Raw genomic sequence first — 17,357 nt, 5'->3', positions numbered from 1 at the left:
CAAGCATCCTCTTGCGGTAGCCTGTTGGCAAGTTATTACTACTTCTTGAAAAGTAGAACTAAGCACATGACTTTTCATAAAACTCATGGAAAGTTTAACCATTAAAAACGGGAATGCCATGACCGCTGTCATGCACTCAAATTTGTTGCGTATTACTCAATCCAGTGTTTCTGAGATTGGCAGCGCGCTTTGGTGGTCGGAGATGGAAAGGCAGGGGCTACCGCTTGTTAATAAAAATCCCTCGAATAAAGAAAATTTAATTCTGACATTTTTGTGGAGAGATCCAGATGGTAGCGAATCTCACTCACCGATCAAACAAGTTTATATCGATATAAATTGTGTAACGAACCACCATACATTTTCACCGCCCTCCCTAGAACGGTTGCCAAATACAGATGTGTGGTATTGGCAAGTAGAGATCGAAAAATCCTGGCGGGGTAGCTATCGCTTAATTCCAACTACAGAAAAATGGATCGGCTCCAACTGGGAAAAAGCACTTCAACCCAACGACGATTCCCGGAAAATGCAAAGACATTGGTGGCGCAACCTGCTTAAAGCAGCCATACCCGACCCGCTGAATCGACAAGCGCCGAGTGTCGGTTCGTGGAACAAAAAGTTTTCTGCAATTCATTTGCCAGGACTTATGGAGCAAAGTCTATGGCAAAAATTCGATCTAAAACCTGAGTCTTCAGAGTCGGAAAATAAAAATTCTTCCGGCGTGGGAGAAGTGTGCTGGCAAAGTTCCATCCTGGGAATTAGCCGCAGGGTCTGGACCTACGCATGTGGCAAAGCATCTGATCCTGAGAAGCGCCCACTTGTAATTCTATTGGATGGTGATCGATGGGCAAAAGAAATGCCTATTTTCTCAGTTTTGAAGGAACAGACACAATCCGGACATTTACCTGCGGCACTCTATTTATTAATTGATTCAGTCAACGGGAAACAGCGAGAGAAAGATCTTACTTGTAGTGAGGACTTTTGGCTGGCAATTCAGAAAGAACTGATCCCCCAGATTAAAGAAGAGCTACCTCATACTGAAAATCCAGCGCATACAATTGTTACTGGACAAAGCTATGGTGGACTAGCTGCGATGTTTGCAGGATTAAAGTGGCCCGCAAGATTTGGCTGTGTATTAAGCCAATCAGGCTCCTTCTGGTGGCCAAACAATAAACTCATGGGTAAAGATAATAACAGCGCTGACAAAGGCTGGCTCACAGAGCAGATCTTATCGGAAACCTACCAGCCAGCCAGACTGAAGATTTTTCAGCAAGTGGGCACTCGGGAATATTCCTTAATCAGAGTAAATGACCAGCTGAATAAAGTCCTAAATAGTAAAAGCTTTGATGTTAAGTACCAGAAATTTGTCGGCGGACACGACACGCTGTGTTGGCGTGAGGGACTAATCACGGGTCTTTCATATTTATTACAAAATTTCAGTTATCAGGATTAAAGTTGCTATGCAATCAGAATACCAAAATCCATTTGATGATGAGAGCCACCAATTTTTTGTGTTAACTAACGATCTTGGCCAACACAGTCTGTGGCCAGAATTTGCAGGAATCCCAAGGGGCTGGAAGACAGTATATGGACCTCAGGATCGTCGACTATGTGTTGAATATGTAGAAGAGAACTGGAAAAGCCTCAATCATTGATAGCCGTCAGTTTCTGCGGTTGTGCTACTTCTCGTAAAGAGTAAATACAACCAATGAGACTTGAGAGGTTTAAGACTCTATTTATTGGCGGTTAAGGGACTAACTGCAGCTGGAAAGTGCCAGCAACACCCGCTTGAAAATACGGCTAAGGTCTGTGCCACACTATTTTCATATTTCAGGGGCGTGGCCAAGTAGATCAGGACGAAATATTTGGCCACTTTTTTCCCACCTAGACATTGTGCCAACTCAATATGTTGAAAAAGGATTGTTACTGTGCAAGAAGAAAGCGCAACCATTTCTGCAAGTAAGCTTAGCGATAACACGTACCCTTTGGTGGGACCTCAAGTAGGAATCTGGTTGGCTGATCAACTTTCGGAAAGCAGCAATACCTTCGCCGTGGCCCAGTATGTAGAGATCCACGGCGCAATTAATGTGGAGCTGCTGACAAAAGCTATTCATATTGGATTAAGTGAAGCTGACACGATTCATGCAAAATATCACCAGGAAGATAACGTTCCGGTCCAACAGCTCCAGTCAGCGCCCGAACCTGAATCCTTAAACGCTGTAGACCTCATAAAAATTGAAGATCCGCTTGATCCGGTAGCTTCTGCAAAATCCTTGATGCTCAATGATATTCAAGGGGAATTAAGAGCAGATAGCGAAACTTGCCTCTATCATCATATTATTTTTCAGTTACCCGATAGTTCAAATGGGCAACACTTTCTCTGGTACCAGCGCTATCACCATTTAATGGTGGATGGCTTCAGCTTTACCGCCCTCACTAAAAGAATCGAGAAAATTTATAATGCACTTACTAACGGTGCACCAATAGCCAGCTCTCCATTTACGGGGTTTCCCGCAGTCGTTGATGAGTACTTAGAGTATGCCGAATCGGAAAAATTCAAACAGGATCGAGCCTTTTGGACAGAATACGCCAAGGGCTTGACAGCACCACTGACGTTGTCGAGTAAGACTACCAGCTCGCTCGACAACGCCAACAGCCTTGTGCATCGTCAAAGTATTTCGATAGCTCGAAGTTTAATTGAAGATCTAACCCAGCTGACGGACGCAAAGAAACTGTCGGTGGTCGACCTTACCACAGCAATGATCTTTATTTATTTATCCAGAATATGTGATAGCAATAAAGTTACCGTAGGCTACCCATTTATGCGGCGTATGGGCTCCTCCGCGCTTAACTCTACAGGTCCCGTTGCTAATGTACTGCCATTACAACTTGAAATCAGCGCCGAGCAAAATATTTTTGATATTGCCCGCTCTCTATCCAGGGAATTACGCAAAATCCGTAAACATCAGCGCTACGAATCCGAGCAGCTACAAAGAGATCTTGGGCTGGTCGGCTCACACAGACGTCTGTATGGCCCCACTATCAATTGCAAGATCTTTGACTACACACTCAATTTTGATGGGGCCCCCGGTAAAACCTATCAAATAGCAACAGGCCCCATTGAAGACATAGAGTTTTCAATTTACTTCGGCAAAGAAACAATAACTATTGAACTCGCAGCCAACGCTCATCGATACAGTGAAAAGGAGCTAGAACTCCACAGACATAGAATCAGCGATCTCTTTGTTCAGGCTCACCATAATAGCCACTGTTTATCCAGTGAATTCTCTCCAATACCTATCGGTGAAAAAGGCCTTATCGACAGCTGGGCTAAAGGCATAGAAATCACCAATACTGAAAGTCATATCAGTGCCTTGGATATTTTTTTACAGCAAGTGCACACTCGCAGCAATGAAACTGCCCTGGTTTTCGAGGGGCAGGAAATTTCATTCAGTGAACTTTCACTGCGCGCGCTACAGATTTGTGCTTCCTTACAGAACAAGGGAATAACACCACAGGACATTGTTGCCGTCGCTCTGCCAAGAACCGTTGACTCTATTGCCGCCATCCTGGCAGTGTTCTACTCTGGTGCCACGTACCTACCGCTCGACCTTACGCACCCGGATGAGCGTATTGCCATTATGTGTGACGATGCGCAGCCGGCACAGGTTATTACATTATCCAATCATGCCCACAGGCTTCCATCCTTTGTTGACCAAGTGCATCTGAATGCAGCAGCGCTTGCCACCCCCAAAACGTATAGCGACCAGGCATTGATTAATTCTGGGGAGCAGAGGGCCTATATATTTTATACCTCAGGTTCTACCGGAAAGCCTAAAGGTGTAATGGTACCTCACGGGGCGCTCCTTAACCTGGCGCTAGCCCTGCAAAAGGAAATTTTTGAAAATGCCATTGAACATTGTGCCAACACCCGCTTAAAGGTAGCACTGACTGGCTCATTTTCATTTGATACATCCTGGGATCCAATTCTTCTTATGATGCTCGGCCATGAGCTGCACTTGTTTGGTGACGATGCCAAACGAGATGTTTATGGGTTAATCGATTCTATCCGCACATTAAAAATAGATACTCTTGCCGTCGCTCCATCATTGGCTACTCAACTAATGGAAGCCGGACTTATGGATGAAGGCCACCATCACCCGATCTTGATGGATATTTGCGGGGAGGCCATATCTCCAGCCTTATGGTCTCAATTACAACAGTTCCCCAAACTGCAAGCGCATAATATTTACGGCCCCACAGAATTCACCGTCTATGCGACCAGTGCACAGGTATCCACAGATCTGGTGGACCCGGTTATCGGTAGTCCGCTAGCCAACACCGAAGTTTATGTATTGGATAAACGACTGCGTCCAGTTCCCATTGGTGTCCCCGGCGAGCTCTATCTCGCAGGGGACAATATGACCATTGGATATCTGCGCCGCCCAGAAACCACTGCCAGCCGCTTTGTAGCAAACCCCTACCGCCCCGGTAAAGTTATGTACTTAACTGGGGACTTGGTTCGCTGGGGCACCCATGGAGAATTGGAGTTTATCGGGCGCTGTGACAACCAGGTAAAAGTACGCGGATTCAGGGTTGAGCTCGGCGATGTAGAAGCTGCGTTTTCATCTCTCGACGAAACCAAAGAAGTGGCTGTAATTGCCAAACCAATTGCTACAGGAAATCAATTGCTTGCTTACTGTACGCTGAAGACACCGTCTAACGGCAATAAGCAGGAGATTGAGAGCCGACTTATACAACAACTGAACGAGCAGCTACCAGATTATATGGTGCCTGTTAGCTTAATTATTCTCGAAGAGTTTCCTCTAACTGTGAGTGGCAAGCTCGATAAAAAAGCCTTGCCAATGCCTTCTGCGACGCCTCAAAAAAGTTCAAGAGCGGCAATAGGAACCGCTGAGAGACTTGTGTGTAGCGCTATTGCGAGCACTTTGGAGATCGACAATATTGGAGCAGAAGATGATTTCTTCCAATTGGGAGGAGACAGCATTTCAGCAATGCGCCTTTGCACGGCAATGCGCAAAGCTGGCTACGACCTGCGCCCAAAAGAAATTTTCAAGTTGCGCTCTGCTGAGCAGATTGCCCTCAATCTCACACCTTTAGAGAAGCAATCCAAAGAAATTTTACCGGCGAGATTGGGATTACCCCTGGTTGAAGCAGAGACCAAATATGGCCCTCTGACCGCTGTACTCCCTGTGCTTCCCCTGCAGGAAGGTCTACTGTTCCAGACCCAATTGGGTAGCGAGGAAAACTCCTATAGCTTTACGACAAAATTAACTCTCGAAGGCGAACTGGATATCTCCCGGTTGGGCCGAGCCCTAAACTCCACTTTAGCTAAGCACCCTCAACTAGGAGCCCTATTCGACTGCGAATCCTGGGATGCCCCTCTGCAGCTTATTCCCCAAATCAGTAGCGATGCCGATACTGCTGGAAAATGGCCTTTGACAGAAATTGACTTGAGCCAGCTACCAGAACCACAGCAACAGGAGATGCTACTTAATCTGGAGCTGCAGCAGGCCGGGCTGCATTTTGATATTCGTATGCATGCCGAAACCCGTACACCTCTGCTACATGCTCATGTTGTAAAAACATCAGTAGAAAATTACGCTCTGCTAATCACTGCACACCATCTGGTTATCGATGGCTGGTCGACTCCAATTCTATTGCAGGACCTGCTTGAAGCTTATCGAGAGGATACCGGGAAAGTCACATCAGAACCTAACCGTTACAGTCCGGTAGTAATGGAACTGTCTAATAAGGAAAAACAAAATACCATCAAGCATTGGGGAGATCTTCTCAAAGGTGTCACCCCCACTATCGCGTTCGCAGAGAGTCGCGATAAAGAAACAGTTCATGAAATAGAAGTCCCACTTTGTGAGCACTTACACAAACAGCTGAATCAGCTCTGCCAACAGGAAGGACTCACGTTCAATACAGTGATCCAGGGTGTTTGGGGCGCAATGTTGGGATCATTAACCGGGCGCAATGACGTAGTATTCGGCAGCCCAGTTTCTGGACGATCCAGTGCGGTAGATGGGATTGATGAGGTGATTGGTTTATTCAGTAACACCCTACCCGTTCGTGTCCAGTTGCAACCTCAACAACCTCTGATCAAGCAGCTGCAATCATTGCAGAAGCAACAAATCGCACTGTTTGATCATGACGGGATTGGCCTGGGTGAAATCCAACGTATTGCCGGCACAGATACCCTGTTCGATACACTTCTGGTTGTGGAAAATTACCCGGCCGACGAAGCTCTGACACAGCAGAATCACGCCGGGATTCATTTAAATGCAGTTCAAAATCGCGGGTTTACTCACTATCCACTGACACTATTAGTATTACCTGGAGAAAAACCGAGAATACTTTTTGAATATCGGGATGCGGTTGTCAATGCTGTAAACCTTGTTCATCGATTTATCGACCTGCTTACACAGGTTGCCGAAAATCCAGAACAACCGTTGGTTGCCATGTCCCTGCAGACGGACACTGAGCACAAGCTTCTTGAAAGTATCAATGACACCAAACAGACATTTGATCGTGTCACTTTACGCGATTTATTAATTAGGCAAGCTCAAGTTAGCCCAGATGGTAGAGCGCTCACAGACGAAATCAGCTCCTTTGACTATCAAAGTATGCGTCAAAGTGTTCGCAGTATTGCTGCACAACTCAACGCTCAGCGCGTGGGTCGCGGCGATATTGTCGCCGTGGCTGTTGAGCGCAGTGTTGAGCTCAGCATCTCCCTACAAGCTGTAATAGAAGCCGGAGCCGCTTACTTACCATTGGACATTAGCTACCCGGATGAACGCTTGGCGCTCATGCTGGAGGATGCTAACCCCAAACTGATAATTGCTGGAGAAAATCAGTTTCACCGATTTGGTGAAAATTCTGCGGTGCCCTGCACCGCACCTGTACTAGCTATTGAAAATCTTCTCCAGCAGTCGTCACCCACTGAATTAATTGCTGTAGAAATTCGACCGGAAGATCCCGCTTACCTGATTTACACGTCAGGGTCGACAGGTCGCCCCAAAGGTGTTCTGGTTTCCCATGAAGCCATAGTGAACCGGCTGCTTTGGATGCAAGCGGAATACAATCTCACAGAAAATGATGTAGTGCTGCAGAAAACACCATCAAGCTTCGATGTCTCAGTATGGGAGTTCTTCTGGCCACTGATCCGGGGGGCAGAGCTGGTCATGGCCCCACCGGAAGCACACAGAGATCCCGAGCATCTACTGCAGATTATCTCCAAATACCAGGTAACAACCATGCACTTTGTACCCTCAATGCTTGCAGCCATGGTGGACTACCTGGATAGCCAGCCATCTTCAGTACCTCTTACCAAGTCGCTGCGCCGGGTATTTTGTAGTGGCGAAGCACTTTCGAAAGAACTTGCCTCTGCCTATGCAAGTTACTTTAAAGCGCCTTTGCACAATTTATACGGCCCCACTGAGGCCGCTGTTGACGTTACATACTGCCCCGCTGATTTAGGGTTAAATCTTGGAGAAGGTACAGGCATACCTATCGGCAAACCGGTTTGGAATACCCAACTGAGGATTCTTGATCAATTTTTACGCCCGGTAGGCATCGGTGTTCCCGGAGAACTCTACCTAAGCGGTATGCAGCTCGCACTCGGTTATCTCAACAGGCACGGCCTGACTGCCGAGCGGTTTGTAGCCGACCCCTATGCAGTAGGCGAGAGAATGTATCGCACCGGTGATGTCGTTCGCTGGATGCCTGATGGTAACGTGGAATATCTGGCGCGCAGTGATGATCAGGTTAAAATTCGTGGAATGCGAATTGAGATTGGTGAGATTGAAAAAGCGCTATCTTCCTTGGAGGGAGTGAGGCAGGCTGCCGTTCACGCGCGCGTATTGAGCCAAAGCAAAGCAACAGGTGACAACCGTCAATTGGTCGCTTACGTAATACTCGATAACCCAGAAAAGTTCCCGGAGACTCTTAGCCCACTTTTGGACCAGCTGACTCAATCCTTACCCGCACATATGGTGCCGTCAGCATTGGTTGCTGTGGAAACGTTCCCACTCAGTGCCAATGGCAAGCTCGATAGAAAATCACTGCCAGACCCAGAAAGCAATAAAACTGATTCCGGCCGTCCCCCCAGTGAAGGGGCTGAGCAAATTATTGCCAATGCCTTCTGCAAGATGCTGGACTTGGAATCTGTAACAGCAGAAGTGAGCTTTTTTGAGCTTGGTGGTCATTCACTACTGGCTATGCGGCTAGCTGCAGAACTACGCCAATGCTTGTCCCTTCCAGTAACAGTAGGACAAATTATGGTATCTCCTACTGTTGAGGGACTTGCGGCGGTTTTGACCGATGAGAATTTGCGCAAAGACCCTGAAAAAGCGGGCTTCGGCAATATTCTTCCGATTAGGGGTGGAACAGGTACGCCGCTGTTCTGTATTAACCCCGGTTCAGGTTTTTCATGGCAGTACACCGGATTCCCCAAATACCTTAAAGGAAACTGGCCGATTATTGGCCTTCAATCACCGCGACCTAACGGCCCTGTAGCTATCAGTGAATCGATGGACGAAGCCGTTGAGCGCTACTTACAAACCCTCTTAAGTGCACAGCCCAAAGGCCCCTATCACTTAATGGGTTACTCGTTTGGCGGTACTGTTGCCGTAGCCCTGGCATCCAAGCTGACGGCACTCGGCCACCAGGTAGCTTTTGTCGGATTATTCGATACTTACCCACCTGAAGGCCAGGAATGGAAACGACCCACCGAAGATGAAGCCAGGGAAGAAGTAGAGCGCGAGAAACAGCAATTCCTCAGCGCAGCTGAAGGCGAATTTGCCGATGAAGCAACACTGGCAGAGCAGACCAAAATGTTTAACGATATCGTAGCGAATTACGATGATACTGTACGCCTGCTATCGGATGCAGACACCCAACCCTATTCTGGTAATGTGCAATTATTTGTTGCGGAAAAGACACTGCCTGAAGGTTGGGACGTAGATAAGTGCTGGACTCCATTCCTGAATGACATGCAACAACACCGATTGCCTTTTGCCCATGACGATATTCTATCGCCGACATCTCTTGAAGTGCTCGGGCCCCTACTCAACGGTATATTGGCAAGGGTTCCAACTTTAACTAACCAGACAGAAAAAGCAGATCCCCAAGAGGCTGTAACATCCCTATGAACCGTTCACTATTTATGAGATTTGACTTGCTCAAGAGCAATGCAAACTTCCGCATGATCTTTGTTGCCAGGATGATTTCGATTATCTCCCTGGGGATGTTAACAGTCGCGGTGCCGGTACAAGTCCATGCAATGACAGGCTCTACTATCCAGGTAGGAGTCATTATGGCTCTGGAAGGTATAGCCATGTTTATTGGCTTGCTGTGGGGAGGTGTGCTCGCCGACCGCCATAACCGCCGCACACTGATTTTGATTGGACGCTTCGGTTGCGGCTTGGGTTTTGCTGCATTAGCTATAAATTGCTTCTTTACATCACCCTCACTAATAGCCCTGTATGCTCTTTCAATTTGGAGTGGTTTGTTTGGTGCAATTGGTATCACTGCATTAATGGCCTCAATTCCCTCAATTGTAGGCAAAGAGAATCTTGCCCCTGCCAATGCTTTGGGCATGCTCACCGTACGTATCGGTACCGTTATCTCGCCGGCAATTGGCGGATTGATTATTGCCGCCACTGATATCAGCTGGAACTATACCGCGGCCTCCTTAGGTACTTTTGCCACGCTGATCCCGCTGACCCGATTGCCCTCCATGGCGCCAGGAAAGCAGCCGAAAAAGCAACCTCTAAAAGCACTAGCTGAGGGTTTTTCATTTTTATTCAGTCATAGAATTGTTGGCAGTGCGATTGCAGTAGGGACATTGGATTCCCTGGGCAAAGGCATCCGCGTTCTATTCCCCGCAATGGTTACCGTTATTTTTGGTGGAGGTGCATTCGAAATCGGTCTGATGTATTCTGCTGTGCCCTTAGGGGCTATGTTGGGTGCCCTAACCAGCGGCTGGGCGCCCCAATTAAAACGTCCCGGTGCTGTTTTACTACTCACTTGCACCCTCTCTTTTGTTGCCTTGTGCGGCCTCACTCTCGCCAACCATCTCTATATCGCTTTAGTTGCACTAGTCGCTTATGGCTATTTAGGGGCTATTAGTTCACTAATTCAGATTACTTTGGTTCAGAGTCATACTCCTAACCAATTACAAGGAAGAGTTAACAGTCTCTGGGCTGCCCAAAATGTAACCGGCGATACTTTTGGCGCAATGGGATTCGGCATCTTAGGCAAGCTGTTTGCCCCAATGGCCGGTACTCTCTACTTTGCTGCTACAGCAATTGGCATTACTGTTGCTATGTCCTTGGGATTCAGAAGTTTGAAGGACGCTGTATTTATTAAAAATAAATCGCAAACGCCTCCTAAAAGCCCCGCCCCGAAAAAAGAAAAAATGGATACTGAAGCCACAGCATCATGAATTGGGAATCCTCTTATAAAATTGACAACCCGATACCCAGCTTTTTAGGTGGATACAAGGTGGTGAAGTCCAAGTACTTTACGGGCCATATGGTAGAGACTACTTTTTGCCCGGAAAGGTATGATGATCAGTTCTTCTCCCAGTTGAATATTCCTTTTCCAAGTTCATTAGTAAAAGCCGTCCCATCACGACGAGCTGAATTTCTTGCTGGACGAAGCTGTGCTCACCTTGCACTCAACGAGCTGGGTGTGCCAGTGAGAGAAATCCCTATAGGTATAAACCGCAGTCCAGTATGGCCAGAGGGAGTACAAGCCTCGATTACCCATGCAGGCAACCGAGCAATCTGTGCAGTCAGCACTACTTCTCAAGGACTTGGGATTGATTATGAAACAACTATTGCAGGTAAAACTGCTGAAGAAATCAAGCGTAATATAGTCAGTGATTCAGAAGAATCCCTACTTTCAGAGAGCGGTTTCCCCCAGGAACAGTGGCTGACTATGGCTTTCTCCATTAAAGAAAGCCTTTTCAAGGCACTATATCCTCTAGTTGGAAAATACTTTGACTTTCTGGATGCTGAAATTACAACATTGCTGCCCCTGCAACAAAAATTAGAACTGAAAATTTTGCGGGATCTCTCATCCAGAGTTCTCAGTGGAAATACCTACACTGGTACATATCAACCACATCAAGACGGCATATTGAGCATCGTTGAGTATTAGTCAATCTCGACAATAACAGCGCTATCTCAGTTAAAAGAAAAGGACCATTTTATGTCTGACGTTCCTGCTATTTTGAGCGCACGGACTCATATGCAACTTCCGGGTAATGATGAGCTAATCCGAAAAATGCCATGCCCATCTACTACCGCTTTAACTATTGAACGAACCCGTAATGAGATTTCCCGAATATTACGAGGGGAGGATGATCGACTTTTGGTTGTGGTAGGCCCGTGTTCAATTCATGACCCCATCGCCGCACTAGATTATGCGCAAAAGCTATCTGAGATTAAGTCCCAGTTTGAAAGTAATCTCTGCCTGGTAATGCGTACCTATTTTGAAAAGCCACGTACCACCATCGGCTGGAAAGGTTTTATTTACGACCCCAATTTAGATGGTAGTGCCGATATGCATACTGGGCTCACTATGGCTCGGGAACTATTGCTTAATATCAATGCTCTGGGCATGGGAGCAGCCACCGAATTTCTTTGTCCCTTGAACGCACTATACATCGCAGACCTGATTTCCTGGGGAGCCATTGGTGCCCGCACCACAGAATCACAAACACACCGGGAATTAGCTTCAGCACTTCCTTGCCCTATCGGATTTAAAAACAGTACCGACGGAAATATCAAAGTTGCAATGAATGCGATTCAAGCTGCCCAATCTCAACAGATATTCTGCACCACGATTCGCAATGGAAAGTTTGAAGCAGTTCAGTCTACAGGCAACTCTAATTGCCACTTAATTCTTCGCGGAGGAACAATACCCAATTACTACCCCGAAGACATCGAACTGGCGATATCCCAACTTGACTCTGTATCGCTACCGACCGGCATTATGGTTGATTGCAGTCATGGGAATAGCCAAAAAAAACATGGTAACCAAATGGTTGTTGTAGATTCATTGTGCGATCAAATGGGTTCAGGACAACAAAACATTTCAGCCGTAATGATTGAGAGTTTCCTCGAAGAGGGCAATCAAAAGATCAGCAAACCAGCCAATATGCGCTATGGGCAATCCGTTACCGATGCTTGTATCGGATGGAAGGATACCTACCATATTTTAGAGCTGCTATCTGAAGCAGTTGTCAGGCGCCGCCATCTATTCACCGCATCGCACAACATGGAAGTGGAGCTGAGTCAAAGTGCTATATAAATATTCTACGTTAGATTTAAGCTGCTATCCCCGAAGGCGGGGTAGGCAGCAATGAACAAATTCTGCAATCCCTAAAGCAACTTTATTTGAAATAACTTAATCCAATAGATATAGATTAAATCCAAAATATACCCAGAAAGTAATTGAGGAAATATGGGCATACTAGTATTGCTTACCCTATAGCAAAAGAGATATTTCATGGCAGTTCAACCCACCATGACTAGAATCGGATTTACCAAGATGAATAAGCCCATATTTAGTATATAAATCAATAAGATCATCCTGACATATCAGATAAGTTCTCTTTTTTCCTAGATCTCTCATAGAACTAATATAATTAGAGCACCCAAAACAATTTAGCCTTTTATCTAAGCAATAGCACCATCAATAACATCAAGATCTTCCTGATAGGCCAAGCCTGCCCCATCCACCTTTAGAGTTACCAATCATTTTTAGCCGGACATACAAATTTTTAAATTTGCGAAACGCTTTAATTTTCACCAGAAAAATATTCAAAGTACGCCTAGAAAACCAAAGTGAAATGGATACCTTCTCAAATACTCCCAATGTACACACTTGGCTACCAACAAACTACATACCTATCCCTCCCCAACATCTTCCATATTTTCACCTAAACACGCATCTATAAATTGTTGACCAAGGCTTGTTACAAACATATATTCTCGGCTTTCTTGCTCAACTTTCAAGTTACCGCCTGAATTTGAAATCTCAATTTCGCCGACTTCTTGCTTAAAATCAATAAGCTGTAACCTCCGAAGATTATCAAGATAGCTTAAATACAGCTCAGGACATTTCACCTCAGCCCTTTCGCATATGGCTTTGAATCGATTTTTCATATCACCATAAACTTCATACTTCCACCAACTACGGGCAAACCAGTTAGCATCTATTTCTGGATAACCTGGAAGAGCGCCAATAAATGCCAATAACTTAGCTTCATCTGGCGATAATTGCCGAATAATTTCAACAAATGTTGGGTGAGCTCTAATAGCAGCATCCTTATCCATCGAAGTAGCCAGTAAGTGTAAATACATCTCCCTTAATATATCTTGATAACCTGTAAACTTTAAAGACTCAAGTAACGGTCCTGCCAAATGGAGTTCTGGAGTAACAATTTTTTTAGGGTCTTTAGATCTTATCTTTTTGGGGAGTTCTGAGGCAATATAGTCTTCAATTTTCTCATACCCCCAAACAAGCCCAGCCACTGGCCGCAGTGCAAGGTTCGCGGCTTTAGCAATAGTCTGAAGACCTTTTCCAATTTCTTTTGCGGCAGGACTAATAGCATCCTTATAAAGCTCTGGAACTACTGCCCCAACATTTAATGTCTTAGCCGTATCAATAATGTCATGTTCTTCTGTGTCTAACATAATACTCCCTAGCAGGGAAAATAAATCTGCAGAAAATTTTACTATACTTCTTGTTCAACCAGAATTCATCCAGCCAAACATTAGATCAACCTCCCACCAGTCAAACTAAAATAACTTGACTATCGATTCACCCACCCAAAATCCTTGCAACATAGTTAATCAACAAATATTGCCATATCTCATCAAATTTTCAATACTATTTATCAGACACAGCATCAATCATAGACCCCAAATCTAATTTCTCCTCAGACACCATCAATTTACCTTCTCTCAAATCGATTGTAAGCCACCTATCACTTTATGTTATCGAAAAATATTCGATCACATTTCCTATTAAGCGCCTTGAGCTTGAACTTTAAATACATTGACATTTAAGATAACCATCTAAACCCACCAAAATCAGGCCTTTTTATATTTTCTATAACCCCCACCTTTTTACAGGGACACCATCTCAATTAACGAAAATTGTTATTAAAGTAAAACGCACTTTAAACTAATATTACTCATAACTTAGGGCAACTATTAAATGACCAATTAAAGTTTTTATACTTTTCCAGACCCCCAGGTATATCTCCATATATTTCCACCCTCTGATTGAGTATTCTACCTTACTCACCCCCTCCCTTAGGTATTTGTTAGCTTGCTCAATATATAATTAAAATCGACGCTTACGTATTCTCCCACCTTCATTTGCAAAGCTTTTCTCTGCCATCCAGAAACCGAGAAAAGTAAACGGAATATAAAACCATAGAAGCACGAATTTTTCTTTAGTAGCGATGCCACAAATGCAGACGTAAAGCCGCCGACAACCTATACGAATACATCTAGATAGCAGATACCGCCGCTACTTAATGGATGCCTATAACTGTATCTTTTGTACCACACATCTTAGCTATCCTAATATTTTTTTAAGCAATAAACGAAATTAAGCGCAGGCAGCCTGACGGGAAATCGCTTTTATAGCTGGAACTGGTTCAATCAGTCAACTAAAGTCCATCAGTCTATTTAATTCCACAGCATTTAAAAACTTATTACTCAAAGAGATACCACCAGCAGTGCTTTCCCTGCTTGTAAAAGACAGGATCTTCCACAAACACATCCCATATCTACGACTCCTAAAGAACAAGAAGATATATATACGGAAATTTCCAGTAAAAAATAAAAATCCTTTCGACCAATCATTCAGATTGGATACAATACGTATAAGCACCCTAAAAGGAACAAAATTAAACTCGATAGGTTGCCTTCAAATTCAACTCTTTTAAGTCTAATGAAAATTCCCTATAAAATAATTCAGATCAGAGTATCCGAACGGTCGTTAACTTTTGTTTGCTAAAAGTTATGCCCATTGTACCTGGCTTCATTGATCGTCCAGATTATGCCAGCCAAAAGATAACCAGAAGCAAGGCAGCCTAATAATACCGGCAATGTCTCCATGCTGAAAACAGGCTAATTATTAGCCAACTGCCTTGATAAAAACCCCGGGAAAATAAACAAACAACCTGCCGCCAGCACCCCTCTCGTCAATACAAAATAAAGCGACCCTTTAGTACGAATCTTTTCCCATCTTTCTTTCGACTTCATTGCAGATCTCTACCCTTGAAAATTAAGACCTTCAGCAGTGGGAAATTACAGATCCAAAAGACTCGTAATTTCCCCGATCACCTAGATTTGTTAGGAATGTATTACCACAGTTTTGGATAGATAATCGTGAAACCCCCGCTTCTTGCTATCCCACCCCACCCAGAAATAGCCCAGGCATAAAGGAATCATTGAGATAAAGTAGCCAACGTACCTTAAAGAGTACTTAAGAAGCCCTGGAGGCTCGTGCGATTCCGCATCTACAACCTTAATACCACAAACCATTTTACCTGGAGTAGCCTGCCATTTTTGCCAAAACCAGAGCACAAGTATGGCAGGCAGAATAAATTGGGAAAAAAGATATAGAGCTATGTAGGCAGCGCTGTCCGCCTCAAGATATTCACCCCATATCACAATTATAATTGGAGTAAACATGACCACTGTCAGCCACATAGAATCAACCATGTTTGCAGCGAACCGCAACCAAAACCCTGCATATTTTTTATCATCCACCACTTACCATTCCTTCATTAATTTTTACATTCATATCATTATATTAAAACCGAATCATTATTGTATCACTTGTTACAACACTCAAAGAAGGATAAACCAACAATCAGTTAAAAGCCCAACAACTAATAATTGGTACAAAATATACAAGTAAATACGCCAAGCTGAGCTTGACCCCAGCTATTGACAATTTACAGGATCAACAAACTGAACTCGAAAGAGATGTATTTGGAAGAATAAATGAAAGCCCCAAAATACTTCCAACTTAAGGCTATCTATATCAGCCAACTCTATAATCTAGGCATTTAACAAACAACTTCTCTACTTTAGATATCAAGAATCAGCCTGATCAACACCGATGAGAATATAGATTCTCCAAAAAACACAGCAAAAAAACGACACCTTTCCCCATATGGAATTCATCATTCAATATCCAGCCGCCTCATAAGGGCCGAAATTTTTGCGGTACACTAACAGTGTTCGCTTATAAGAGCACACCTTTTCACCGTGCTGGTTTTTTGCTCGCGAGTATATACTGAGCAGCCCTTGGCCTGGACGTGACTTTGACTCCCGCTTAGATAGTATCTCTGATTCAAAGTAGAGCGTATCTCCCACAAAAACAGGCTGTAATTCACAATCAACCATCTCTAAATTTGCAACAACTTTACCGAATGTCTTTGTTGTGTGTGCCATAGCACTGAGCACGAAAATTTCCAAAACACGCGTTCTACTACCGTACACTCGGTGTGCATAAACCTGATCTGTAATAAATGGAGTAAGATCAAATGAATGAAGCGCATAGTTAGTGCAACTGGCCTCAGTAAATGTTCTTCCTGGGCGATGCTCAAATACCTGCCCCACTTCAAAATCCTCGAAATCGATGCCTACAGTTTCTACGTAGACATCCTTTTCGATTTCTCGTAAAAAATTAAATGATTCTTTCATCGAGGCTACCTAAGCGTAGAGGCTATGGGTTCACATCAATATCCATTAGCTGAGAAAGGTAGGCGATTGCGCTTGTAGATCAGCATATCGCAATGCATTTCACAAATAGTCTTTTTATCCTGGTTCCTACCATAAATCCCAATTCGCACTAAACCAGCTTCTGAATGTTCGCTTCCTGCCTTCACTTCCAGAATTTCACTTTCAGAGTATAAAGTATCACCGCCAAAAGCTGGTGCTACCATAGAAATTTTTCTCCACCCTATTATTTTCTTTCTACGATTGTAAGTTTTCCAGATTAGCCCCATTAGTTGCTGAACAGCCAGAGTAGTATCTATCAACGGTCGACCAAACTCGGTTTGAGCAGTGTAACATTCGTCAAAATGTAGCATTGCTTGGTTCAATGTATTGATACATTCTTCTTTATTGTCATGCTGGCTTATGGTGACTCCAGGCCGATGCCGGAAAACCTGCCCGACTTTAAAGTCTTCGAAATCGAGACCATAGCGTTCTCTGTAGTGATTTTCGCCGGTTTTAATATACGCAGGAAAGTAATAGCGGGGCATAGAAACCTCTTACATAACCGAAAGG

At 44.5% G+C, this 17,357-nt stretch carries 11 protein-coding genes; 6 read left to right on the top strand and 5 right to left on the bottom strand.

Annotated features, from left to right (window positions below; translation table 11 throughout):
* Positions 1 to 85: 85 nt before the first annotated feature.
* From fes to ACJJIW_RS13995, 6 genes are all read left to right on the top strand, one after another.
* Complete coding sequence (gene fes / locus ACJJIW_RS14020) at positions 86 to 1,450, top strand: enterochelin esterase (RefSeq protein ID WP_444935494.1); 1,365 nt, start codon at positions 86 to 88, stop codon at positions 1,448 to 1,450.
* 7 nt (positions 1,451 to 1,457) lie between these two features.
* Positions 1,458 to 1,652 (top strand): MbtH family protein, encoded by a 195-nt coding sequence (locus ACJJIW_RS14015; RefSeq protein WP_444894375.1) that lies wholly within the window; start codon positions 1,458 to 1,460, stop codon positions 1,650 to 1,652.
* Positions 1,653 to 1,925: 273 nt separating this feature from the next.
* A complete protein-coding gene (locus ACJJIW_RS14010; protein ID WP_444935493.1) occupies positions 1,926 to 9,176 on the top strand; it encodes a non-ribosomal peptide synthetase in 7,251 nt (2,416 codons plus the stop codon).
* Positions 9,173 to 10,471: an enterobactin transporter EntS gene (entS, locus tag ACJJIW_RS14005; RefSeq protein ID WP_444935492.1), complete on the top strand. Its 1,299-nt coding sequence runs from the start codon at positions 9,173 to 9,175 to the stop codon at positions 10,469 to 10,471. Before ACJJIW_RS14010 ends, entS begins: the two co-directional genes overlap by 4 nt.
* Before the next feature lie 89 nt (positions 10,472 to 10,560).
* The gene (locus ACJJIW_RS14000; RefSeq protein ID WP_444935491.1) at positions 10,561 to 11,190 is read left to right on the top strand and encodes a 4'-phosphopantetheinyl transferase family protein; all 630 of its coding nucleotides are present in this window, start codon (positions 10,561 to 10,563) and stop codon (positions 11,188 to 11,190) included.
* A gap of 51 nt (positions 11,191 to 11,241) precedes the next feature.
* Positions 11,242 to 12,345 (top strand): 3-deoxy-7-phosphoheptulonate synthase, encoded by a 1,104-nt coding sequence (locus tag ACJJIW_RS13995; RefSeq protein WP_444935490.1) that lies wholly within the window; start codon positions 11,242 to 11,244, stop codon positions 12,343 to 12,345.
* 599 nt (positions 12,346 to 12,944) lie between these two features.
* Here the strand turns inward: ACJJIW_RS13995 and ACJJIW_RS13990 are convergent.
* The 5 genes from ACJJIW_RS13990 to ACJJIW_RS13970 all read right to left on the bottom strand — a co-directional run bounded on the left by ACJJIW_RS13990 (position 12,945) and on the right by ACJJIW_RS13970 (position 17,332).
* Complete coding sequence (locus tag ACJJIW_RS13990) at positions 12,945 to 13,733, bottom strand: DUF4393 domain-containing protein (protein ID WP_444894380.1); 789 nt, start codon at positions 13,731 to 13,733, stop codon at positions 12,945 to 12,947.
* 1,449 nt (positions 13,734 to 15,182) lie between these two features.
* A complete protein-coding gene (locus ACJJIW_RS13985) occupies positions 15,183 to 15,317 on the bottom strand; it encodes a hypothetical protein (RefSeq protein WP_444894381.1) in 135 nt (44 codons plus the stop codon).
* A gap of 90 nt (positions 15,318 to 15,407) precedes the next feature.
* Positions 15,408 to 15,830 carry an RDD family protein gene (locus tag ACJJIW_RS13980; protein ID WP_282933508.1) on the bottom strand — a complete coding sequence of 141 codons (423 nt, stop codon included), beginning with the start codon at positions 15,828 to 15,830 and terminating at the stop codon, positions 15,408 to 15,410.
* 420 nt (positions 15,831 to 16,250) lie between these two features.
* Positions 16,251 to 16,769 carry a MaoC family dehydratase gene (locus tag ACJJIW_RS13975; protein ID WP_444935489.1) on the bottom strand — a complete coding sequence of 173 codons (519 nt, stop codon included), beginning with the start codon at positions 16,767 to 16,769 and terminating at the stop codon, positions 16,251 to 16,253.
* 35 nt (positions 16,770 to 16,804) lie between these two features.
* Positions 16,805 to 17,332 carry a MaoC family dehydratase gene (locus tag ACJJIW_RS13970; RefSeq protein WP_444894383.1) on the bottom strand — a complete coding sequence of 176 codons (528 nt, stop codon included), beginning with the start codon at positions 17,330 to 17,332 and terminating at the stop codon, positions 16,805 to 16,807.
* Between the last annotated feature and the right edge of the window lie 25 nt (positions 17,333 to 17,357).

This window comes from Microbulbifer maximicatervae (SeqCode), from assembly GCF_052467815.1.
The sequence above is the reverse complement of the archived record's forward strand: the minus strand, read 5'-3'. Positions and strand labels throughout refer to the sequence as shown.

Excerpts from the sequence above, each read along its gene's own strand:
- ACJJIW_RS13985 (WP_444894381.1), bottom strand. The coding sequence starts at position 15,317 with ATGAAGTCGAAAGAAAGATGGGAAAAGATTCGTACTAAAGGGTCGCTT.
- ACJJIW_RS14000 (WP_444935491.1), top strand. The coding sequence starts at position 10,561 with ATGGTAGAGACTACTTTTTGCCCGGAAAGGTATGATGATCAGTTCTTC.
- ACJJIW_RS13970 (WP_444894383.1), bottom strand. The coding sequence starts at position 17,332 with ATGCCCCGCTATTACTTTCCTGCGTATATTAAAACCGGCGAAAATCAC.
- ACJJIW_RS13995 (WP_444935490.1), top strand. The coding sequence starts at position 11,242 with ATGTCTGACGTTCCTGCTATTTTGAGCGCACGGACTCATATGCAACTT.
- ACJJIW_RS14015 (WP_444894375.1), top strand. The coding sequence starts at position 1,458 with ATGCAATCAGAATACCAAAATCCATTTGATGATGAGAGCCACCAATTT.
- entS (WP_444935492.1), top strand. The coding sequence starts at position 9,173 with ATGAACCGTTCACTATTTATGAGATTTGACTTGCTCAAGAGCAATGCA.
- ACJJIW_RS13990 (WP_444894380.1), bottom strand. The coding sequence starts at position 13,733 with ATGTTAGACACAGAAGAACATGACATTATTGATACGGCTAAGACATTA.
- ACJJIW_RS13975 (WP_444935489.1), bottom strand. The coding sequence starts at position 16,769 with ATGAAAGAATCATTTAATTTTTTACGAGAAATCGAAAAGGATGTCTAC.
- fes (WP_444935494.1), top strand. The coding sequence starts at position 86 with ATGGAAAGTTTAACCATTAAAAACGGGAATGCCATGACCGCTGTCATG.